The following is a 20,665-nucleotide window of genomic DNA, read 5'->3' on the forward strand; positions in this document are numbered from 1 at the left end:
GGTAAAACGCCTGCGGAGCTGATGTAAGACCTCAAGGGAAAATCCTCCTGGCAAGGCAATCGGCGATGAAACAGGAAACCTCACGGGCGACCGTGGGGATCCCGGCCTTCAGGGCCGGGAGGATGTCAACCGCTGAAGGCGGTCAGGAACCGGTCGCGGAAGGCGTCCATGGGCCACACCGGAGCGTCCGGGTCGGGCCGCAGGCCGTCGGTCCAGCCCCAGCCCGCGATCCGGTCCAGCACGGCGGGATCGCGGGCGACGACGGTGACCGGCACGTCCCGGCCGGCGCCGTCGCCGGTGACGACCGGGGCGGGCTGGTGGTCGCCGAGGAAGACCAGCACGAGGTCGTCGCCGTGCCTCTCCACGTAGGACACGAGGGCGGCCAGCGAGTATCCGACGGCCCGGCGGTAGCCGGCACGCGCCTGCGACGACGGGCTCTCCTCGGTCTCCCCGTGGAAAACGCTGCCGTCGCCGACCGCCGCCCAGTCGACCAGCCGGGGGATCTTCGTCCAAGGGGAGTGGCTCGACACGAGCGCGATCTCGGCCATCACCGGCGTCCGGTCGGCCCGAGCCCGCTCCAGGCGCTCGAAGGCGGCCAGCGTGTACTGGTCGGGCATCGGCGCGTAGCCGAACCTCGGCCCCCGGTAGCCGAGGCTGCGACCGTCGTAGAAGCGCTGGTAGCCGAAGAAGGCGCCCTCCGGCCAGGGCCGGGTGGCGGCCGGCATCACGCCCACCGTGCGCCAACCGGCCCGGCGGAACGCGCCGCCCAGCGTCAACCGGTCGCTGGCCAGCAGGCTGCGGTGCCGCTGCTCGTTGTCGATCCACAGCCCGGACAGCAGCGTGGCGTGGGCCAGCCAGCTGCCGCCGCCGACCGTCGACGAGGTGAGGAAGCCGCTGCGGGAGGCGTAGCCGGCCGCGCGCAGGCGGCGGTCCCCGTCGGCGAGCACCGTGCCGACGGCCGGGGCGAACTCCGGGTCCTCCACCGCGTCGCGGCCGTAGCTCTCCACGAACGCGACCACCACGTCCTTGCCCCGCAGCGCGGTCAGCAGCCGGTCGCCGGGGACGTCCCGGAACGGATCGGCCCCGACCTGGGCCGCGAAGACCTCCCGGTCCCGCAGCCGGGCGCGTACCTGGAGCGCGTGACCGCCGACCAGGTCGGTGGCGGCCGTGTCGGCGACCGGTACGCCGGGGACGATCCGCACGCCGAACGCGGCGCAGGCCAGCCACACGACCACCAGTCCCGCGACTCCCCGCCGCGTGGCCGTGCGGCGCCGGACCAGCAGGCGGTCAAGCCGCAGCACGGACCGCGTCGTCCCGACGACCAGGGCGGCGAGCAGCAGCACGGCCGCGACGACCGCGCCGGTCGCGCCCGCCCGGCCCAGCGAGTCGGTGAGGAACCCGACGGCGTCGTCGAGCAGCGCCCAGTCGAGCACCATGTCGAACGGGCGGCCGAGCGCCGCGAGGAAGCCCAGGTCGGCGACCTTCAGCACGGTCAGCACGCCGAGCAGCGCGCCGGCGAGCGCCGCCACCGGCCGCCGCGCCCGCCCCGGCAGGGCGAGCAGCAGGGCGACGGCGAGCAGCCCCTCCAGGGGGATCCGCACGAACCCGCCGGGCGTGAGCCGACCGGGCTGGTGCGGCACGGTCAGGGCGGCCAGCACCAGCAGGGCGGCCGACGCGGTGGTCGCCCGCGCCGCGACCCGGCGCGCTCCCCGCCGAGCCCCGACCTGTCCGGGGGTACGTGCCGTCGAGTCGCGGTCGGTCGGCGCGGGCGAGCGGCGGTCGGTCGCGGGCGGCGGCGGGTCCGGGTGCGGCGCGGGCGGCGGTGGGTCCGGGTGCGGCGCGGGTGAGCGGCGGTCAGTCACGGGCGGCGACGAGTTCCCGGCGTACCGGCGACGGCCGCGCGCCGACCGGGCTCGCCGCCCCGGGCCGCCGGGGCGGGGCCGGTCGGGCGGGCCGGTGCCGCCACAACCAGCCGACGTCGCGGCCGAACGACTCGACGAGCAGGGCCAGCGCCACCACCAGCACGAGTGCGGTCCCCGACCCCGGCAGTACCCCGGCCGCCGCCACCAGCAGCAGGACGCCCTGCGCCGCCGCGACGACCTTGCGCCAGTACCGCGCCGGCAGCGGCTGGCGCATCCAGGGCAGCGCCCAGCCCGCGGCGACGAAGGCGTACCGCATGGCGCCGAGGAGGAGCACCCAGCCACCCACGGCAGGCGCGACGTGCAGGCCGAGGACGAGGATGAGGAACGCGTCGACCTCCATGTCGAAGCGTGCCCCGAGCGCGCTGGCGGTGCCCGTACGCCGGGCCACGTACCCGTCGACCGCGTCGAGCGCCAGCGCCACGGCGGTGAGGGCGACCAGCATCCCCACCGGCGCGGCCCGGTCGACGGCGGGCGAAAGCGCGTCCACGGTCAGCGCCGTCACGCCGCCGACGAGGAGGGCCCGGGCCAGCGTCACCCGGTCGGCCGGCCCGAGGACGCGCCCCGCCACGCGGCGCAGCCCCCGGCTGAGCGCCAGGCACAGCACCGCCCCGTACGCGGTCCCGGCGAGCCAGCCCGCCGGCCCGAGGCCGACCGTGCCGGCCAGTCCCGCCAGCAGGACGATCTGGACGACGAACCCGATTGCCGGGCCTCTTCGAACCGTGGGCACGGTGCCTCCGTGTCTATGATCGATGACTCTCGACAGGAACTACGGGAAATGTCGCCGTCCGGTTCGCTCCGGACGCGGGTGAGGGGTGCCGGTGACCCGTGAGGCGCGCGCCTTCTGGCTCCGTACGCCCGGCGAGGGCGAGATCCGGGCGGCGCCGCTGCCCGTCCCCGGCCCCGGCGAGGTGCTCGTGCGCAGCCGCTACTCCGGTGTCAGTCGGGGCACCGAGACCCTGGTCTTCGCCGGTCGCGTCCCCGCCGACCAGCATCGCGCGATGCGCGCGCCGTTCCAGGAGGGCGACTTCCCGGCGCCGGTGAAGTACGGCTACCTCAGCGTGGGCGTGGTCGAGCAGGGGCCGGCCGAGCTGCGCGGCCGGACGGTGTTCTGCCTGCACCCGCACCAGACGGCGTACGTGGTCCCGGCCGAGGCGGTGGTGCCCGTACCGGATGCGGTGCCGCCGGCCCGCGCGGTGCTCGCCGGGACCGTGGAGACCGCGGTGAACGCGCTCTGGGACGCCGCGCCCCTGGTCGGCGACCGGGTGAGCGTGGTCGGCGGCGGCATGGTCGGCTGCTGCGTCGCGGCCCTGCTCGCCCGCTTCCCCGGCGTGCGGGTCGAGCTGGTCGACGCCGACCCGGCCCGGGCGGAGGTCGCCGCCGCGCTCGGCGTCGGGTTCGCCCCGCCCGCGTGGGCCGCCGACGGGCGGGACCTGGTGGTGCACGCGAGCGCCACCGCCGCCGGCCTGCGGCGGTCGCTGGAACTGCTCCGCCCGGAGGGCACGGTCGTGGAGCTGAGCTGGTACGGCGACCGGACCGTCGACCTGGCGCTGGGCGGGGCGTTCCACTCCGGACGGCTGACCATCCGCAGCAGCCAGGTGGGCGCGGTCGCGCCGGCCCGGCGGGACAGCCGCACCCTCGCCGACCGGCTGGCGCTGGCCCTGGAGCTGCTGGCCGATCCCGCCTTCGACGCGCTGCTGACCGGGGAGTCCCCGTTCGCGGAGCTGCCCGACGTGCTCGCCCGCCTGGCCGCGGGCAGCCTGCCCGCGCTGTGCCACCTCATCACCTACGACGGGAAGTGATCCGTGTTCAGCGTTACCGTCCGTGACCACATGATGATCGCGCACAGCTTCCGCGGGGAGGTGTTCGGCCCGGCGCAGCGCCTGCACGGGGCGACCTTCGTCGTCGACGCCACCTTCCGCCGCGCCGACCTCGACGCCGACGGCGTCGTGGTCGACATCGGACTGGCCACCGAGCAGCTCAGGGCCGTGCTCGGGGAGCTGACCTACCGCAACCTGGACGACGAGCCGGCCTTCGCCGGGGTGAACACGACCACGGAGGTGCTCGCCCGGACCGTCGCCGACCGCCTCGCCGCGCGGGTGCGCGCCGGCGACCTCGGCGCGGGCGCCCGCGCGCTCGCCGGCATCACCGTCACGCTGCACGAGTCGCACGTCGCCTGGGCCAGCTACGAGCGGCCCCTCTGAGGCCCGGGTGGGCGACCACGGGGCCGCGCCGGCCGGAAGCGGGGCCGCGCCGGGCGACCACAAGGCCCTGCCGGGCGGAGGCGAGGGCCCTACCGTCGCCGGGCGCCGCCGGGCGACCGTGCACGTCGTGCTGCCGAACGACATCGACGACCCGGCCACGCCGAGCGGCGGCAACACGTACGACCGCCGGCTCTGCCGGGGCCTGTCGGCGGCCGGCTGGGCGGTCCGGGAGCACGCCGTGCCCGGCGACTGGCCCCATCCCGACGCGACCGCGCGCGCCGGGCTCGCCCGGGTGCTCGCGGCGCTGCCCGACGGGGCGGTGGCCCTGCTCGACGGGCTGGTCGCCTCGGCCGCGCCGCAGGCGCTCACCCCGCACGCCCGGCGGTTGCGCCTCGTCGTCGTCGTGCACCTGCCGCTGGAGCACGACGCCGAGGGGGCGGCCCTGAGCGCCGCCGTCGCGGTGGTCACCACCAGCGAGTGGACCCGGCGGCGACTGCTCGACCGGTACGCGCTGCCCGCCGACCGGGTGCACGTCGCCCCGCCGGGCGTCGACCCGGCCCCGCCCACGCCCGGGACGCCGGCCGGCGGGAACCTGCTCTGCGTCGCGGCGGTCGCCCCGCACAAGGGGCACGACGTGCTGGTGGAGGCCCTGGCGGCGGTTGCCGACCTGCCGTGGGACTGCGTCTGCGTGGGCGCGCTGACCCGGGACCCGGGCTTCGTGGCGCGGCTGCGCCGGCAGTTGGTCGGGCGCGGCCTCGCCGACCGGGTGCGCCTGGTCGGCCCGCGCACCGGGCCGGCTCTCGACGCCGCGTACGCCGCCGCCGACCTGCTGGTGCTGGCCTCGCGCCGGGAGACGTACGGGATGGTGGTCACCGAGGCGCTCGCGCGCGGGATCCCGGTGCTGGGCACCGCCGCCGGCGGGCTGCCCGAGGCCCTGGGCCGCGCGCCGGACGGCACGCCGCCGGGCCTGCTGGTGCCGCCCGACGACCCGGCGGCCCTGGCCGGCGCCCTGCGGCGCTGGCTCGGCGAGCCGGGGCTGCGCCGGCGGCTGCGGCGGGCGGCGCGCGACCGGCGGGACACGCTCGACGGCTGGCCGGTCGCCGCGACGGTGGCGGGCGCCGTGCTGGAAGGGGTGACGACCGCATGACCGTGGAGCTGCCGCCGCACTTCGCGGACTGGCTTACGCTGCGCGAGCCCGCCGACGCGGCGGCCCGCGCCGGGGACCTGGTGGACCTCGTCCGCGGCCGGTTGGCCGGGCCGCTCGTCGTGCACGACCTCGGCACGGGCACCGGGTCGATGGGGCGCTGGCTGGCCCCGCGACTGCCCGGGCCGCAGCACTGGGTCCTGCACGACCAGGACGCCGACCTGCTGGCCCGCGCGGCCGCCGGGCTGCCCCGGGCCGCCGGCGGCGGCCCGGTCACCGCCGAGGTCCGGCGCGGCGACCTCACCCGGCTGACCGCCGCCGACCTGGCCGGCGCGTCGCTGGTGACCGCGTCCGCGCTGCTGGACATGTTCACCGCCGAGGAGGTCGAGCGGCTCGTCGCGGCCTGCGCCGGGGCGGGCCGCCCGACGCTGCTGGCCCTCTCGGTGACCGGCCGGGTGCGGCTCACCCCGGCCGACCCGTGGGACGCGGAGATCGCCGCCGCGTTCAACGACCACCAGCGCCGCACGGTCGGCGGGCGCGCCCTGCTCGGGCCCGACGCCGTCGACGCCTGCGCGGCGGCGTTCGCCCGGCACGGCGTCGACGTGGCGCTGCGGCCCAGCCCGTGGCGGCTCGGCCCGGAGCAGGCCGCGCTGGCCGGCGAATGGTTCACCGGCTGGTTCGACGCGGCCATCGAGCAGCGGCCCGAGCTGGTCGGACCGACCCGGGCGTACGCCCGCCGGCGCCGCGCCGAGATCGCCGCCGGCCGGCTCGGCGTGCTGGTCGACCACCTGGACCTGCTGGCAGGGTGTGGCTGAACCCGGGAGGTGTCCGGTGCGTGCCTACCGACAGGAAGACCGCCGAGGGAGGGCCGAGGTGGAGGCGACGTGACCGTGCCGGCGCGGCGGTTCGGGGCGTGGGCGCGGGCGCTCGGCGGCCTGGCCGTGCTCCTCGTGCTGCTGGGCTGGCTGGGCGCCGGCCCGTTCCTCGACGGGCTCCGGCTGATCGACGCCCCGGCGCTGGCCGCCGCGCTCGCCATCGGGGCGGTGACCACCGTCTGCTGCGCCTGGCGGTGGAGCCTGGTGGCCGGGGGACTGGGGGTGCGGCTGCCGCTGCCGACCGCGGTCGCGCACTGCTACCGCGCGGTGTTCCTCAACGCGACGCTCCCCGGCGGCGTGCTGGGTGACGTGCACCGGGCGGTGCGGCACGGCCGCGACGTCGGCGACGTCGGCCGGTGCGTCCGCGCGGTGGTCTGGGAGCGCACCGCCGGGCAGGTGGTGCTGGCCGCCGTCGCGGTGGTCGTGCTCGCCGCGTTCCCCTCCCCGGTCCGGCCGTACCTGCCGGCCGTCAGCGTGCTGCTGGTGGCGGCCGGGCTCGGCGCCGTCGTGCTGGCCCGCGCGCTGCCCACCGCCGGGGCGTCGCGGTGGGCGCGGGCGGCCCGCGCGGCGACGGCCGACGTCCGGGCCGGGCTGCTCGCCCGCCGGACCTGGCTGGGGGTGTTCGTGGCGTCCACCGTGGCCGTCGCCGGCCACCTGGCCACGTTCGTGCTGGCCGCACGCACCGCGGGTTCCACCGCGCCGCTGACCCTGCTGGTGCCGCTGACGCTGCTGGCCCTGCTGGCCATGGGGTTGCCGGCGAACGTCGCCGGCTTCGGCCCCCGGGAGGGCGTGGCCGCGTGGGCTTTCGACGCCGCCGGCCTGACCGCCGCCGAGGGCGTGGCCGCCGCGATGGTGTACGGGGCCCTGGTGCTCGTCGCGAGTCTTCCCGGCGCCGCCGTCCTGGTGGCCCGTCGTGTCCGCGTGTCCGCCGGCACCGTCTGACGAGGAGTCCGATGTCCGAAACCCCGCCCGCCGCCACGGTCCGTACGCAGGTCACGGTCCCGTTGAGGTTCCCCGACGGATATGCCACCACCGCACGGGTGTTCTCCTTCGACGGACTGGCCGACGGCCGGGAGCACCTCGCGTTCGGCCTCGGTGACCGGGCCGGCCCGCGCGACCGGGGGGCGGCGCCTCCGTCGTCGCCGCCGCTGGTGCGCCCGCACAGCGAGTGTCTGACCGGGGACGTGTTCGGCAGCCAGCGCTGCGACTGCGGCCCCCAGTTGCGCGAGGCGGTCGAACGCATCGCCGCCGCCGGCGGCTACCTGCTCTACCTGCGCCAGGAGGGACGCGGCATCGGCCTGTACGCCAAGCTCGACGCGTACGCGCTGCAGGACGCCGGGCTGGACACGTACGAGGCGAACCTGGCGCTGGGGCACCGGCCCGACGAGCGGGACTACACCGTGGCCGCGCAGATGCTCGCCGCCCTGGGCGTGGACCGGGTCGCGCTGCTGAGCAACAACCCGGACAAGGCGGCGCAGCTCGGCCGCCTCGGGGTGGCGGTCGCTTCGCGGGTCGCCACCGGGGTGTACCTGTCCCCGGCCAACGCCGGCTATCTGGCGGCGAAGGCCAGCCACGGCGACCACGCCCTCGACCTCCCGCTCGTCCGTGACTGAGCGCCCGTACGTCCTGCTCAGCTGCGCGACGTCGATGGACGGCTACCTGGACGACGCGAGCGGGCAGCGGCTGGTGCTGTCCAACGAGGCCGACCTGGACCGGGTCGACGAGGTCCGGGCCGGCTGCGACGCGATCCTGGTCGGCGCGGGCACGGTCCGGCGGGACAACCCGCGCCTGCTGGTCCGCTCCGCGCGGCGCCGCGCCGCCCGCCTCGCCCGCGGCCTGCCGGCCTCACCGCTCAGGGTGACGTGGACGGGCTGCGGCGACCTGGACCCGACCGCCCGGCTCTTCACCACCACCGGCGCCGACCGGATCGTCCACTGCGCCACCTCGACGGTGGAGAAGACCGCGGACCGGCTGGCCGGCCTGGCCACGGTGGTGGACGCGGGCGAGCCCGTGGACCCGGCGCGGGCGCTGGCCGACCTCGCCGCACGGGGCGTGCGCCGGCTGATGGTGGAGGGCGGGCCGACCGTGCTCGCGCAGTTCCTCGCCGCCGGCCTCGCCGACGAGTTGCACCTGGTGGTGGCCCCGTTCTTCGTCGGCGACCGCCGGGCGCCCCGGTTCGTCGGCGACGGCCGGTTCCCGTGGCACCCCGGCCGCCGCGCCCGGGTGGCGGAGGCCCGCCAGATCGGCGACGTGGTGCTGATCCGCTACGCCCTCTCGGCGCGGTGCGACGGGGACTGAGCCCACCCGGCGTTGCCCGCCGGCCGGACCGTGCACGGTCGGGCCGGGGTGGCACGTGGGGCGGGGCCCCGCCGCCTGGCCCCGGGGAGCGCCTCCGGCGGTCAGCGGCGTGCCTCGAACGACTCCCGGTCGAGGAACATCAGCCGCGCCCGCTTCTCGGGCAGGTCGATCAGCGGGCCGGCGACGAAGCCGGTCCGCAGCAGCCGGTCCACCGCCTTGTCGTTGCGCGCGTCCGGCTCCATCACGACCCGCCGGCGCAGCGGGTCGGCGAAGACGAAGCCGAGGAACACGCCCAGCAGCGCGCCCGTGAAGCCCCGCTCGGTCGTGGTCGGCGGGCCGATCAGCAGGTGCGCGCCGTGGTCGCCGGGCCGGACGTCGTAGCACTGGCCGACCGGGTCGGCCGCCGGCTCGTACGTCTGGAACAGCGCGACCGGCACGCCGTCGCGGTGCACGAGCCACGCGTGGTGGGTGGTCAGCGAGTCCAGGTAGCGGTAGGTCTCGGCGACCCGCTCGCGACCGGCGTCGCGCATGCCCCAGAAGCGGGCCCGTTCCTCGCTGACCCAACCGTGGATCAGGTCGACGTCGGTGTCCGGGTCGACGGGGCGGATCGTGACCCGGCCGAACCCGTCGACGTCCTGTCCGTAGGTGCTGGTCGCCTCACGCATCGCGCCCACCGTACGACGATTCCGGTCGATGCGCACGGACGTGGCCCCCGCGTGGCGCCCGGCCGACGGGAGGCGGCTCAGGCGGGGTCCCCGCCGGCGACTGCGACCGCCGGGGCGCCCGCGCCGGTCCGGCGGCGGGCGGCGGGGACGACCAGGGGGGTGCCGGTCTCCGGGTCGTCGATGACCCGGCAGGGCAGCCGGAAGACCTCCTCGACCAGCTCCGCGGTGACCACCTCCCGGGGCGGGCCGGCGGCGACCACCCGCCCGTCGCGCATCGCGATCAGGTGCGTCGCGTAGCGGGCGGCGTGGTTGAGGTCGTGCAGCACCGCCACCAGGGTGCGGCCCTGCTCCTCGTGCAGCCGGGCGCAGAGGTCGAGGATCTCGATCTGGTGGGCGATGTCCAGGTAGGTGGTCGGCTCGTCCAGCAGCAGCAGGGGCGTCTGCTGGGCCAGCGCCATCGCGATCCACACCCGCTGCCGCTGCCCGCCGGACAACTCGTCGACCGGCCGGTCGGCCAGGTCGCTCACCCCGGTCGCGGCCATCGACTCGGCGACCACCCGCTCGTCCTCGCGCGACCACTGCCGCAGCAGCCCCTGGTGCGGGTACCGGCCGCGCGCGACGAGCTCGGCGACGCCGATGCCGTCCGGGGCGACGGACGTCTGCGGCAGCAGGCCGAGGGTGCGCGCGACGCCCCGGGCCGGCAGCCGGTGGATGTCCTCCCCGTCGAGCAGCACCGCCCCGGCCGTCGGCTTCAGCAGCCGGGACAGGGCGCGCAGCAGGGTCGACTTGCCGCAGGCGTTGGGGCCGATGATGACGGTGAAGGAGCGGTCGGGCACGGCGACGCTCAGGTCCTCGGCGATGGTCCGCCGCTCGTAGGCGAGGGTCATCGCGCTGCCGCTCAGCCGGGACTGCATGCTCCGTGCTCCGTTCTCGTCGTGGGTGGGCCGCCGGCCGCCGGCGGTCACAGCCGGCCGGCCCGGCGTTCGGTGGCGAGCAGCCAGATCAGGTAGGCGCCGCCCAGCATCCCGGTCACCACGCCCACCGGCAGTTGGTGCCCGGGGAACGCGCGTACCGCGAGCTGGTCGGCGGCGACCAGCAGCACCGCCCCGACGGCCGCCGACGGCAGCAGGTTCGGCCCCGGCGCCCGGGTCAGCCGCCGGGCCAGGTGCGGTGCGGTGAGCGCCACGAAGTTCACCGGCCCGGCGGCGGCCGCGGCGAGGGAGACCAGCAGCACCGCCGCCGCCAGCACGACCAGGCGCACCCGCTCCACGCGTACGCCGAGGGCGGAGGCGGTGTCGTCGCCCATCTCGACCAGGCGCAGGGCCGGCCCGAAGCCGACCAGCAGCACGGGCACCAGCACCGCCAGCGCGACCAGCAGCGGCAGCGCGTTGACCCAGCCGCGCCCGTCCAGGCTGCCGGTGAGCCAGAGCACGGCGCGGGCGGCGTCCATCAGCTGGGCCCGGGTCAGCAGCCAGCCGTTGACGCCGGTGAGGATCGCCATGGTGCCGATGCCGACCAGGATCAGCCGGAATCCGTGCACGCCGCGCCGCCAGGCGAGCGCGTACACCAGGATGCCGGTGGCGAGGCCGCCGACCACCGCCGCCGAGGCCAGCAGCACGCTGCTGCCGCCGAGCACCACCACGACCAGCGCGCCGGTCGACGCGCCCTGGGTGAAGCCCAGCATGTCGGGGCTGCCCAGCGGGTTGCGGACCAGCGACTGGAAGACCGCGCCGGCCAGCGCGAGCGCGGCGCCGACGCAGAGTGCGGTCACCAGCCGGGGCAGCCGCAGCTCGGTGACGATGAACTCCTCGGCCGGGCTGCCCCGGCCGGCGAGGGCGCGCAGCACGTCGGCGGGGCTCATCGGGTAGTCGCCGCTGCCGATGGCGAGCACGCTCAGCGCCAGGGCGAGCACCACGCAGGTGAGGCCGACGGCGATGGCGCGGGGGCGCAGCCGCAGGGACAGGCCGCCGGGGGTGCGGATGGTGATCACGGGTGGGCCACCCGCCCGCGCAGCACCAGCCAGAGGAAGAGCGGCCCGCCCGCCACGGCGGTCACCATGCCGACCTGGAGCTCGCCCGGCCGGCTCAGCACCCGGCCCAGCACGTCGGCGCCGAGCAGCAGCATCGGGGCGAGCACCGCGCAGTACGGCAGCAGCCAGCGCAGGTCCGGTCCGGTGAGCGCGCGGACCAGGTGCGGCACCAGCAGCCCGACGAAGACGATCGGCCCGCAGGCCGCCGTGGCGGCACCGCAGAGCAGCGTGATCGCCACGATGACCGTGCCCCGGACGAGGGCCGGCCGGGCGCCGAGCGCGCGCGCCGCGTCGTCGCCGAGCGCCAGCGCGTTGAGCGCGCGGGTGGCGGCCAGGGCGACCAGCAGGCCCGCCGCGATGAACGGCGCGACCGTGCGCACGGTCGACGCCTCGGCGCTGGCCAGCGAGCCGACCGTCCAGAACCGCAGCCGTTCCAGCGACGCCGTGTCGAGCAGCATCACCGCGCTGACGTACGAGTAGAGGGTCGCGTTGAGCGCCGCGCCGGCCAGCGCCAGCCGGGCGGGGGTGGCCCCACGCCCGCCGCCGACGAGGTAGACGGCGGCGGTGACGACGGCCGCGCCGAGCAGCGCGAACCAGACCTGGCCGCCGACGCCGCCGATGCCGAGCAGCGCCGCCGCGCTGGCCACCGCCGCCGAGGCGCCGGCGTTGATGCCGAGCAGCCCGGGGTCGGCCAGCGGGTTGCGGGTCAGCGCCTGCATCACCGCGCCGGCCACGCCGAGCGCCGCGCCGGCGAGCAGGCCGAGCAGCGTACGCGGCAGCCGCATCCGGTGCACGACGGCGTACTCGGCGGCGTCCCGGTGCAGCAGGCCCTGCCACACGTCGGTGAGCGGGAGCTGCTTGGCGCCCACGGCGATGCTGAGCACCGCGACGGCGACGAGCAGCAGCACCGACGCCGCGAGGCCGGCGGCCCGCAGCGCGGCGCGGTCACGCCGGGGCGTGACGGGCGGTGCCGGTGGCGCGCCGATGCGTGAGGTGAGGGTGGCGGACAGTGTGGGCTCCGATGTGGTGCGTGATTTCGGGCGGGGCTTGACAGCGATTTAGGTTAGGTTAACCTAACCCAGCTGTCCATGGTCCTTCGCCCGACCCTGATCGAAAGACACCGTCATGCCGCATCCCGTGTCCGCCCGCCGACTCTCCCGCCGGGGCCTGCTCGCCGCCGGTGGCGCCGCCACCCTGGCCGCCCTGCTCGCCGGCTGCGGCCGGGACGACGACTCCGCCGCCCCCTCCGCAGCCGGCTCCGGCGGACCCTGGTCGTTCACCGACGACCGCAACGAGAAGGTGAGCGCCGCCAACCGCCCGACCCGGGTGGTCGCCTTCACCGGGGTCGCCGCGGCGCTGGTCGACTTCGGACTCGACAAGCAGATCGTCGGCGTGTTCGGCGAGACGAAGCGCGCCGACGGCACCGCCGAGCCGCAGGCCGGCGACCTGAACGTGGACGCCGTGGAGGTCCTCGGCAACGTCTGGGGCGAGTTCAGCCTGGAGAAGTACGCGGCCCTGCGACCGGAACTGCTCGTCACCCACATGTACGACCCGGGCGCCCTGTGGTACGTGCCGGACGAGAGCAAGGACAAGATCCTCCCGCTCGCCCCCAGCGTGGCGATCACCACCGCCCGGGTGCCGATGACCACGCCGATCGAGCGGTACGCGCAGCTCGCCGAGTCCCTCGGCGCCGACCTGTCCGCGAAGAAGGTCACCGACGCGAAGGCCCGTTTCGAGGCCGCCGCCGAGGCGGTCCGCCAGGCGGTCAGGGCGAACCCGGGCATCAAGGTGCTGGCCTCCTCCGGCAGCCCCGACCTGTTCTACGTCTCCAACCCGAAGGTCAGCACCGACCTGATGTACTTCGCCGAGCTGGGCGTGGAGATCGTCGTCCCCACCAAGCTGGAGGCCGGCGACTACTTCGAGGCCCTCAGCTGGGAGAACGCGGGCAAGTTCCCGGCCGACCTGATCCTGCTCGACAACCGCAGCACCGCCCTGCAGCCCAAGGACATGGCCAGCAAGCCGACCTGGCAGCAACTCCCGGCGGTCAAGGCCAACCAGATCACCCCGTGGGACGCGGTGCCCCGCTTCTCGTACGCCGGCGCCGCGCCGCTGCTGGAGAACCTGGCCGCCGCCATCCGGAACGCGAAGAAGGTGACCGCGTGACCACGGCTGTCGCCCTCCAGTACCGCTTCTACGCCGCGCAGGTCGTCGGCGCGCGGCGGATCGGCGCCTCCCTGATCCGGGTCACCCTCGGCGGGCCGGAACTGGCCGACTTCGCCGGCGGCGGCCGGGACCAGAGCGTCTCCCTGTTCCTGCCGCACCCCGGCCAGCCCGCCCCGGTGCTCCCGGTCGAGGCGGGGGAGGACTGGTTCGGCGCGTACCGGGCGATGGACCCCGACGTGCGCGCGGTGATGCGCTCCTACACCATCCGGGAGCAGCGGCCCGAGCGCGCCGAGGTGGACATCGACTTCGTCAGCCACGGCGACACCGGCCCCGCCTCCCGCTGGGCGGGGCACGCCCTGCCGGGCGACTGGGTGGTGCTGCTCGGCCCGGCCGTACGCGACAACCGCAGCGTCTGCTTCCGCCCGCCGGCCGGCACCGACTCGGTCCTGCTGGTCGCCGACGAGACCGCGCTGCCCGCCGCCGCCGGGATCCTGGCCTGGCTGCCCGCCGACGCCCGGGTCCGGGCCTGGATCGAGGTCCCCGACGTGGCGGACATCCAGGAGCTGCCCACCGCCGCGCGCGCCGAGGTGAGCTGGGTCGTCCGGGGCGGCACCGCCCCCGGCAGCACCCTGCTGGCGGACGCGGTCCGCGCCGCGCGGCTGCCGGCCGGCACCCCGTACGCCTGGGTCGCCGGCGAGTCGTCGATGGTGCGCGCGGTGCGGCGGCACCTCGTCGGCGAGCGCGGCCTCGACCGGCGCCACGTCACGTTCGCCGGCTACTGGCGCCGCGGCGCCTCGGAGGAGGACCTGCGCGCCGAGGCGACCGCCGAGGCTGTCGCCTGACGGCCGGCGGCCCGGCGGCGGACCAGCGGCGGTTCCGGCGCCGCCCGGTGGACCGGGCGGCGCCGGGTCAGAACTCCCGGTACATCACGTGCAGACCCACCCGGCCGAGGGTGGGGTGCGCGAACGCGCCGGGCACGGTGCCGACCACGGCGAAGCCCTCGCGCCGGTACAGCTCGACGGCCGAGGTGTTCGTCTCGACCACCGCGTTGAACTGCATGCCCGCGTACCCCCGGTCGCGGGCCCAGTCGAGCGCGTGCCGGCACAGCGCGGTGCCCACGCCCCGGCCGCGCGCCGCGCGGTCGACCATGAAGCTCGCGGTGGAGACGTGCGACCCCGGCCCGGGGCGGTTGGTGCCCATCTTGGCGGTGCCGAGCACCCGGTCGCCGTCGACCGCCACCACGGTGCGGCCCGGCGCGGCCTCCACCCACATGCCGTACGCCTGCTCGGCGGTCATCTCCGGGTCGTAGGGGAAGGTCTCCCGCGACCGGACCACCTCCCGGATGATCGGCCACACCTGGGCCCAGTCGGCCTCGTCGAACTCGCGGATCAGCACGCCGGCACCCTAGGGGGCCGCCACCGGGTCGGCAAGGCGTTTCCGGCGGGACCGGACCGCGCACGACAGCGGGTCGCCGACGCCGCGCGGGCCGGGCACCGCCGGATCCGGCACCCGGTGCCACGCCACTACACCGATGCGGGCAGGGGGTCCTCCTCGGAGGCGGCGCGCGCGGGCCGGGAGCGGCCCACGGCGTTGCGCGCCCCGGCCAGGGCGAACACGGTACGGGTCAGCGCGAGGGCCCCGGCCGCCACGGCGACGGCCACGGTGGCGTGACCGATGTCCGGTGCCCAGAGCATCAGCGTGCCCAGGCCGCCGCCCAGGGACGAGGGCAGCACCCAGAGCGCGGCAGCGGCCAGCGCCGCCCAGCCGACCGCCCAGGCGGCGGCCGCGACCAGCGCCCGTACGCCCGGCGGGGGACCGGTGCGGCGCCGACGCAACCCGCCGAGCACCGTCCCGACCAGGACGACCACGAGCAGGCCGGCGACGCCGAACAGCGCGGGGGCGACCGAGAACAGCAGGGTGTCGTTCGCCGCCGGTGCGGGCGGAGCGCCGAGCAGTATTCGCGCGATGTCGAAGCCGGCCGAGGCGAGCGCCGGGTCGGCGGCCGGGTGGTAGAGGTTGGCCAGTACGATCACGGCCAGCTCGGAGTCGGGCACCAGCACGACGTGCGCGAAGTAGCCGGGGGTGGCGCCGGCGTGCCAGACCAGCCGTGCGCCGTTGCCGTCGAGGGTCGTGTCGCGCCAGCCCAGGGCGTACCGGCCGCCGCTGCCGAGGGCGGCCTGGCCACGGTGCATCTGCTCGACGCCGGCGGCCGACAGCAGCCGGGAGTCTCCGTACCGGCCGCCGTCGAGCTGGGCGACGGCGAAGTGGCCGAGGTCGGTGAGGCTGGCGGTCAGGTAGCCGTACGGGACGCCGGAGGTGTCGTACGGCGGGTCGAAGCCCTGCGGCCGGCCGAGGTAGCGGCGATGGCCGGCGGGTAGGCCCACCCGCTCCGCCTCGTCGTCGGTGGCCGCCGCCTGCCGCATCCGCAACGGATCGAGAACGGCGCGACGCAGGTGGTCGGCGAAGGTGCGACCGGTGACCTCCTCGACGAGCGCGCCGAGCACCATGTAGTTGCCGTCGCTGTAGCGGTGTTTCGCACCCGGCGGCCCGGCCAGCGGCACGTCGGCGAGGTCCCGTACCGACCGGGCCAGCCCGCCGGGGGTGTTGTCGTAGCGGTCGGTCAGGCCCTTGCTGGCGACCTCGGGCAGCCCACTGGTCTGGGTGAGCAGGTGCCGGACGGTGATCCGTGCGGTCGCCGTCGCGTCGCCCAGCCGCAACCAGGGCACGTACGCACGCGCCGGCGCGTCGAGGTCGATCCGGCCCGCCTCGGCGAGCTGCAGCACCGCCAGCGCGGTGAACGGTTTGCTCACCGAGCCGAGCAGGAAGGGTGTCCGCGCGGTCACCGGCGCGCCGTCGCCGGTGACCCCGGCGACGTGTTCCTGCACGACCCGGTCCCCGCGTACGACGGCCGCCGCGAGCCCGGGTATGCGGTTGGCGTCCCGGTAACGGTCCAGGTACGCCCGCACCCGGGCGGTCTCGTCCTCGGCGGCGTGCGCCGGGATTCCGCCGACGGTCGCCAGGCAGACGACCGCGGCCAGGACGGCGACGGTACGTCGTAGCTGATGTCTCACTGTGCTGTCCCTGTCTGTGGGATTCCGGTTACCCGATCTGGCTGAGCAGGCGCTCCAACTCGGTGAGGCGCGCCCTGACCTGCGCCAACTCCGCGTGGGTCGCCTGGACGTCCGACCGCAGGCCGGTCAGCTCCGTGGTCGTCTGCCGTGCGTTCTCGGCCAGCCGGGCCTGCGCGTCGCCGGCCTGCTCGGCGAGGGCGCGGTACTGCGCCTCCCGGGCGGCGGCGTGCCGGGCCCGGTAGATGCCCAGCGCCACGAACGCCACGATCGCCACCAGGGCGATCAACAGAACCGTCCACGTGACGATCGCGACCTGGGCGATGTCGTCCTCGGCTGCTGCTGTGATCACTTCTTGTCCTTTCCGAAGCCACCGGCTTCCAACGTCGGTACGGCTGCCGCGACCGTCGCGGGCGTCAGCGTCAGCGCGAACGGAACCACCTCGAACCACTTCACCGAGTTGCCGTCGGGCGCCGTCTCCAAGGTGCCGGCGACGAGCCCGGCGGCCTCCAGCCGCTGCAGGTGCATGTAGAGCAGGGGCCGGTTCATCTCCAGACGCCGTGCCAGCGCGCTGACGTAGCTGCGGCCCTCGGCGAGCGTGGCGATGATCCGCAGCCGGTGCGGACTCGCGAGCGCGGCGAGCGCGGCGAGCAGTTCCTCCCCGTTCGGCGGCGTCTCGTCCATCACCTGCACCTTCCCGGGTGTCAGGAATCAATGACACCCCCCTGTCAGAAGATACTGACATGGGAGGGGCGGAAGCGCCAGCGAACAGTGTTCGACGCCACCGTCGTCCGTGCCCGGGCCCGTGATCCAGTCGGCTCCCGGCCCCGGCGACCGGGGACATCGCGATCTTCCGGGGCATGCCGAACCGCTGCCGTCGTCGGGCGAGCGGAGCGTCACGCGGCGACCGCGTCAGCTCCGGGCGAGGCCGGCGAGGTCGCGGCGGAGCAGGTCGGCGGGGAGGGCGTGCCGCCGCGGGTCGGCGGGCGCGGTGATGCCCCGGCTCGGCATCGCCACCGTGCGCCGGCCGGGGCCGAGGGACGCCCGGAGGCAGCCGGCCACGTCGCCGGCGGTGAGCGTCCGCTGCGCGGGGTCGGGCCTGCTCACCGCCCGCGCCACCGGACCAGGCCGGTACGGCGGTCGCCGCCCGGCTGTCCCGTCGACCCGCCGCCGTCCCGGCCCGTGCGCGCCCACCCTCGGCCGCGCGGCGGGCGGCTCAGCCGAGGCGTACCTGCGCCGGCCGTTCGGGCCGGGGGGCGCCGTCGAGCGTGACGCCGGCCGCGGCGACGGGCCGGGCCGGCACGATGGGGGCGTCCCGGCCGGTGCCCCCGCGGCCGTTCCCGTCGCGCGTCGACTCCTCGTGGTAGTCCTGCTCCACGTTGACCGACCAGACGTCGTGGCAGGTCCCGCAGGCGATGTTCTCGGCGGTCAGCATCGCCGTGAGCATCGAGTGGTCCTGGTTGTTGTAGCGGTGCATGCCGTTGCGGCCGACCGGGTGCACGTTCGGCACCTCCCGCGCCAGCCAGTCCCGGATCACGCCCACGTTGCGCTGGTAGCGCTCGTCGTAGACCGGGTAGGCCTTCGGCATCCGCACCACGTACCCGGCCTCGACGACGCCCGGCCGGACCAGGCCGAGCCGCTCCAGCTCGGCCGTCGCGGCGGCGACCAGCTCGGCGTCCGGCGTACGCCAGGTCTCGTCGTCCTCGAAGACGAAGTACTCCAGCCCCAGGCAGGTGCGGCCGTCCTTGACCAGGTACGGCGACCACGACCCGAAGTTCTGGATCCGGCCGACCTTGACCGCCGGGTCGTGCACGTAGATCCAGTTGTCCGGGAACGAGAACTCCTCGGGCACCACGAGCGCGACGGTCAGGAAGTCCCGGTACCGCAGGTCGGCCGCGGCGGCCAGCACCTCCGGCGGGGCGGCCGGGCGCAGCGCGGCCACCAGTTCCGAGATCGGCATCGAGGAGACGACGTGCTCCGCCGGCTCGGTCCGCTGCCCGCCCACGCCGTTGACGGTGACCGCCACCGCCCGGCGGTGCGTCGGGTCGCGGTGCACGGCGGTCACCCAGCTGCCGGTCTCCACCCGGCCGCCGCGCCGGCGGACCTCCTCGGCGCAGCGTTCCCACATCATCCCGGGGCCGAGCTTCGGATACTGGAACTCCTCGATCAGGCTGGTCACGTCCTTGCGGTTGCGCCGGGGCAGCACGGCGTTGCGCACCGCCTTGGCCAGCGACAGGTTCTTGATCCGCTGCGCGGCCCAGTCGGCCTGCAACCGGTCGGCCGGCATCCCCCAGACCTTCTCGGTGTACGTCTTGAAGAACATCGAGTACAGCCGCCAACCGAACCGGGCCGAGACCCAACCCTCGAAGTGCGACTGGTCCTTCGGCGGGCGCAGCCGGGCCCGGGCGTACGAGCCCATGCACAGCGCCGCCTCCCGGACGCCCAGGTTGCGCAGGGCGTTCGCGGCGCTCAGCGGGTAGTCGAACAGCGCGCCCCGGTAGTAGATCCGGCTCATCCGGGGCCGCAGCAGGAAGTCCTCGTCGGGCAGGATCTCGTGCCAGAACTCCTCGACCCGGGCGACCTTGGTGAAGAACCGGTGCCCGCCGATGTCGAAGCGCCACCCGTCCCGTTCGACGGTGCGGCTGATCCCGCCCACCACGTCGTCGGACTCGAACACCCGGACCGGGGCGCCCAGCCGGAGCAGCTCGTACGCCGCGGTCAGCCCCGCCGGTCCCGCGCCGATGACCACCGTGCCGCGCTGTTCGTCCATGCCGTGCCGCTCCCTGCTTCCGCCTGCCGGAGGCGGCCCGCTTACCCGGCATCGGCCCGAACTCACCCCGGATCCGGATGCCGGTTCCGCCGCCCGGCGACCTGGCCGGGCGGCCACCGGCGGCCTCGAGCGCACCGCCGGGCGGCCGGGCCGGCGTGCCGCGTACGCGTGTCAAGCGCCCCGGAACGGGGATGTGGCACCGTTCTGGCGGCCGGATCGGGAGACGCGGTGATGGACAGGTGGCGGGCCGTCGCGGACGCGCGGCGGCGGGTCGGACGCCTGCCCGCCCGGCTCGCCCGGCGTGGCCACGACCTGCGGCGCGCCGCCGGCCGGGTGCCGGCGCCGTGGCTGTTCGTCGTCGGCGTCTTCCTCGGCACCAAGATCGTGCTCAGCCTCGTCGGGCTGCTCGCGTTGAGCGCCTTCGACGACGTGCCGTGGGCGCCGCCGCCGGACGAGGCGACGATGCGCGAGCAGCAGCGGGCGGTCTCCGGGCACCGCGCGGTCTGGCTCTGGTTCGCCTGGGACTCGTTCCTCTACGACCACCTGGCCCGGGTCCCGCTCGACGAGCCGTGGCGGGACTTCGGCTTCCCGCTGCTCTATCCGTTCCTGGCCCGGCCGCTGGCGCCGCTGCTGGGCGGCGACACCGCGCTGGCGCTGCTGCTCGTCGCCAACGTCGCGTTCCTGCTGATGCTCTACTACGCCCACCGGCTGGGCGAGCGGCTGCTCGGCGACGACGCGGCGGCCCGCCGGTTCGTCCGCTACCTGGTGCTGCTGCCGGCCGCGTTCCTGTTCCAGGCGGCGCTGACCGAGTCGCTCTTCCTCTGCCTCGCGCTCGCCGCCTTCCACTACGCCGAGCGGCGGCGCTGGCTGCTCGTTGGCGTCGTGGGGTTCTTCCTGGCGCTGAGCCGCTCGGTCGGGTTCTTCGTGGTGCTCCCGCTGGCCCTGGTGCTGCTGCGGCAGCACGGCTACCGGCTGGGCCCGCGCGCGCTGGGGACGTACGTGCGCGTCGGGTGGCCGCTGGTGCTGGTGCCCGCCGGCTGGCTGACGTTCATGGCGTTCTGCCGGTGGCAGAGCGGCGACTGGTTCGCCTACAAGCACACCCAGGAGAGGGGCTGGGGCATCTCCGTGCAGAACCCGCTGGCGGTGCTGTGGCACGGCCTGACCGGCACGCCGGCGCGGGACGCCCTGCGGGTGTGGCTCGCCGTCGTGGTGCTGGTGGTCCTGGTCGCGGGCGTCCGCCACCTCGGACTGCCCTACCTCGCGTACGGGTTGATCATGGTCCTGGTGCCGCTGTCGATGGGGCCGCCGGTCTACAAGAGCCTGCTGCGCTACCTGCTCGCCGCGTTCCCGGTGGGCCTGGTGCTGGCCCGCTGGGCCCGGCACGCCACCGCCGACGCCTGGCTGACCGCCGCCCTCGCCCTCCTCCAGGGAGCCCTCTTCGTCACCTGGCTCGCCTACTGGACCCACTTCATCATCTGACGGGCCCGGTGCCGTCTTCACCTGGCGGGCCTGGCTCTCTATGATCGGTTG

Annotated in this window: 22 protein-coding genes; 10 read left to right on the plus strand and 12 right to left on the minus strand. The window is 76.0% G+C overall.

Annotated features, from left to right (window positions below; translation table 11 throughout):
* Window positions 1-125: 125 nt before the first annotated feature.
* Together ACZ6O2_RS33240 and ACZ6O2_RS33245 are read right to left on the minus strand one after the other, a co-directional pair.
* Window positions 126-1,862: a sulfatase-like hydrolase/transferase gene (locus tag ACZ6O2_RS33240; protein ID WP_466025739.1), complete on the minus strand. Its 1,737-nt coding sequence runs from the start codon at window positions 1,860-1,862 to the stop codon at window positions 126-128.
* Window positions 1,855-2,649 (minus strand): CDP-alcohol phosphatidyltransferase family protein, encoded by a 795-nt coding sequence (locus ACZ6O2_RS33245; protein WP_466025740.1) that lies wholly within the window; start codon window positions 2,647-2,649, stop codon window positions 1,855-1,857. Before ACZ6O2_RS33245 ends, ACZ6O2_RS33240 begins: the two co-directional genes overlap by 8 nt.
* Before the next feature lie 91 nt (window positions 2,650-2,740).
* Here ACZ6O2_RS33245 and ACZ6O2_RS33250 point away from each other — a divergent pair, with 91 nt between their 5' ends.
* The 7 genes from ACZ6O2_RS33250 (at window position 2,741) to ACZ6O2_RS33280 (ending at window position 8,440) form a co-directional block, all read left to right on the plus strand.
* The gene (locus tag ACZ6O2_RS33250; protein WP_466025741.1) at window positions 2,741-3,721 is read left to right on the plus strand and encodes a zinc-dependent alcohol dehydrogenase; all 981 of its coding nucleotides are present in this window, start codon (window positions 2,741-2,743) and stop codon (window positions 3,719-3,721) included.
* 3 nt (window positions 3,722-3,724) lie between these two features.
* Window positions 3,725-4,123, plus strand: coding sequence for a 6-pyruvoyl trahydropterin synthase family protein (locus ACZ6O2_RS33255; RefSeq protein ID WP_466025742.1), 399 nt, complete (start codon window positions 3,725-3,727; stop codon window positions 4,121-4,123).
* 118 nt (window positions 4,124-4,241) lie between these two features.
* Window positions 4,242-5,270 carry a glycosyltransferase family 4 protein gene (locus tag ACZ6O2_RS33260; protein WP_350707652.1) on the plus strand — a complete coding sequence of 343 codons (1,029 nt, stop codon included), beginning with the start codon at window positions 4,242-4,244 and terminating at the stop codon, window positions 5,268-5,270.
* Entirely contained in the window at window positions 5,267-6,082 is an 816-nt protein-coding gene (locus ACZ6O2_RS33265; protein WP_466025743.1) for a methyltransferase domain-containing protein, read from the plus strand. Before ACZ6O2_RS33260 ends, ACZ6O2_RS33265 begins: the two co-directional genes overlap by 4 nt.
* Window positions 6,083-6,151: 69 nt before the next feature.
* Window positions 6,152-7,084: a lysylphosphatidylglycerol synthase domain-containing protein gene (locus ACZ6O2_RS33270; RefSeq protein WP_466025744.1), complete on the plus strand. Its 933-nt coding sequence runs from the start codon at window positions 6,152-6,154 to the stop codon at window positions 7,082-7,084.
* Window positions 7,085-7,095: 11 nt separating this feature from the next.
* Complete coding sequence (locus ACZ6O2_RS33275) at window positions 7,096-7,755, plus strand: GTP cyclohydrolase II (RefSeq protein ID WP_466025745.1); 660 nt, start codon at window positions 7,096-7,098, stop codon at window positions 7,753-7,755.
* Window positions 7,748-8,440 (plus strand): RibD family protein, encoded by a 693-nt coding sequence (locus ACZ6O2_RS33280; RefSeq protein WP_466025746.1) that lies wholly within the window; start codon window positions 7,748-7,750, stop codon window positions 8,438-8,440. Before ACZ6O2_RS33275 ends, ACZ6O2_RS33280 begins: the two co-directional genes overlap by 8 nt.
* Window positions 8,441-8,541: 101 nt before the next feature.
* On the opposite strand, the gene ACZ6O2_RS33285 is transcribed toward ACZ6O2_RS33280, so the two are convergent.
* The 4 genes from ACZ6O2_RS33285 to ACZ6O2_RS33300 all read right to left on the minus strand — a co-directional run bounded on the left by ACZ6O2_RS33285 (window position 8,542) and on the right by ACZ6O2_RS33300 (window position 12,192).
* Window positions 8,542-9,105, minus strand: a complete 564-nt coding sequence (locus tag ACZ6O2_RS33285) for a GNAT family N-acetyltransferase (protein WP_466025747.1) — start codon at window positions 9,103-9,105, stop codon at window positions 8,542-8,544.
* A gap of 77 nt (window positions 9,106-9,182) precedes the next feature.
* Entirely contained in the window at window positions 9,183-10,019 is an 837-nt protein-coding gene (locus ACZ6O2_RS33290) for an ABC transporter ATP-binding protein (RefSeq protein WP_466025748.1), read from the minus strand.
* Window positions 10,020-10,066: 47 nt separating this feature from the next.
* Window positions 10,067-11,095 (minus strand): FecCD family ABC transporter permease, encoded by a 1,029-nt coding sequence (locus ACZ6O2_RS33295; protein WP_466025749.1) that lies wholly within the window; start codon window positions 11,093-11,095, stop codon window positions 10,067-10,069.
* Window positions 11,092-12,192 (minus strand): FecCD family ABC transporter permease, encoded by a 1,101-nt coding sequence (locus ACZ6O2_RS33300; protein ID WP_466025763.1) that lies wholly within the window; start codon window positions 12,190-12,192, stop codon window positions 11,092-11,094. The genes ACZ6O2_RS33295 and ACZ6O2_RS33300 overlap by 4 nt, the downstream gene beginning before the upstream one ends.
* Before the next feature lie 67 nt (window positions 12,193-12,259).
* Here ACZ6O2_RS33300 and ACZ6O2_RS33305 point away from each other — a divergent pair, with 67 nt between their 5' ends.
* Together ACZ6O2_RS33305 and ACZ6O2_RS33310 are read left to right on the plus strand one after the other, a co-directional pair.
* Window positions 12,260-13,297, plus strand: a complete 1,038-nt coding sequence (locus tag ACZ6O2_RS33305; protein WP_466025750.1) for an ABC transporter substrate-binding protein — start codon at window positions 12,260-12,262, stop codon at window positions 13,295-13,297.
* Complete coding sequence (locus ACZ6O2_RS33310) at window positions 13,294-14,139, plus strand: siderophore-interacting protein (protein ID WP_466025751.1); 846 nt, start codon at window positions 13,294-13,296, stop codon at window positions 14,137-14,139. The genes ACZ6O2_RS33305 and ACZ6O2_RS33310 overlap by 4 nt, the downstream gene beginning before the upstream one ends.
* 67 nt (window positions 14,140-14,206) lie before the next feature.
* Here the strand turns inward: ACZ6O2_RS33310 and ACZ6O2_RS33315 are convergent, their stop codons facing one another.
* The 6 genes from ACZ6O2_RS33315 to ACZ6O2_RS33340 form a co-directional block, all read right to left on the minus strand.
* Window positions 14,207-14,692, minus strand: coding sequence for a GNAT family N-acetyltransferase (locus ACZ6O2_RS33315; RefSeq protein WP_466025752.1), 486 nt, complete (start codon window positions 14,690-14,692; stop codon window positions 14,207-14,209).
* A 128-nt stretch (window positions 14,693-14,820) separates the two neighbouring features.
* Window positions 14,821-16,368, minus strand: a complete 1,548-nt coding sequence (locus tag ACZ6O2_RS33320; protein WP_466025753.1) for a serine hydrolase domain-containing protein — start codon at window positions 16,366-16,368, stop codon at window positions 14,821-14,823.
* A 28-nt stretch (window positions 16,369-16,396) separates the two neighbouring features.
* Complete coding sequence (locus ACZ6O2_RS33325) at window positions 16,397-16,717, minus strand: hypothetical protein (RefSeq protein WP_350707242.1); 321 nt, start codon at window positions 16,715-16,717, stop codon at window positions 16,397-16,399.
* The gene (locus tag ACZ6O2_RS33330; protein WP_466025754.1) at window positions 16,714-17,049 is read right to left on the minus strand and encodes an ArsR/SmtB family transcription factor; all 336 of its coding nucleotides are present in this window, start codon (window positions 17,047-17,049) and stop codon (window positions 16,714-16,716) included. Before ACZ6O2_RS33330 ends, ACZ6O2_RS33325 begins: the two co-directional genes overlap by 4 nt.
* Window positions 17,050-17,277: 228 nt before the next feature.
* A complete protein-coding gene (locus tag ACZ6O2_RS33335; protein WP_466025755.1) occupies window positions 17,278-17,472 on the minus strand; it encodes a hypothetical protein in 195 nt (64 codons plus the stop codon).
* A gap of 109 nt (window positions 17,473-17,581) precedes the next feature.
* A complete protein-coding gene (locus tag ACZ6O2_RS33340; protein WP_466025756.1) occupies window positions 17,582-19,135 on the minus strand; it encodes an NAD(P)/FAD-dependent oxidoreductase in 1,554 nt (517 codons plus the stop codon).
* 231 nt (window positions 19,136-19,366) lie between these two features.
* Here ACZ6O2_RS33340 and ACZ6O2_RS33345 point away from each other — a divergent pair, with 231 nt between their 5' ends.
* Window positions 19,367-20,614 (plus strand): hypothetical protein, encoded by a 1,248-nt coding sequence (locus tag ACZ6O2_RS33345; protein WP_466025757.1) that lies wholly within the window; start codon window positions 19,367-19,369, stop codon window positions 20,612-20,614.
* Window positions 20,615-20,665: the final 51 nt, after the last annotated feature.

The sequence above is a fragment of the Micromonospora sp. NPDC048040 genome (genome assembly GCF_055587185.1).

Coding starts and splice junctions, on each gene's coding strand:
- ACZ6O2_RS33330 (WP_466025754.1), bottom strand. CDS start 17,049: ATGGACGAGACGCCGCCGAACGGGGAGGAACTGCTCGCCGCGCTCGCC.
- ACZ6O2_RS33340 (WP_466025756.1), bottom strand. CDS start 19,135: ATGGACGAACAGCGCGGCACGGTGGTCATCGGCGCGGGACCGGCGGGG.
- ACZ6O2_RS33285 (WP_466025747.1), bottom strand. CDS start 9,105: ATGCGTGAGGCGACCAGCACCTACGGACAGGACGTCGACGGGTTCGGC.
- ACZ6O2_RS33290 (WP_466025748.1), bottom strand. CDS start 10,019: ATGCAGTCCCGGCTGAGCGGCAGCGCGATGACCCTCGCCTACGAGCGG.
- ACZ6O2_RS33305 (WP_466025750.1), top strand. CDS start 12,260: ATGCCGCATCCCGTGTCCGCCCGCCGACTCTCCCGCCGGGGCCTGCTC.
- ACZ6O2_RS33265 (WP_466025743.1), top strand. CDS start 5,267: ATGACCGTGGAGCTGCCGCCGCACTTCGCGGACTGGCTTACGCTGCGC.
- ACZ6O2_RS33345 (WP_466025757.1), top strand. CDS start 19,367: ATGGACAGGTGGCGGGCCGTCGCGGACGCGCGGCGGCGGGTCGGACGC.
- ACZ6O2_RS33275 (WP_466025745.1), top strand. CDS start 7,096: ATGTCCGAAACCCCGCCCGCCGCCACGGTCCGTACGCAGGTCACGGTC.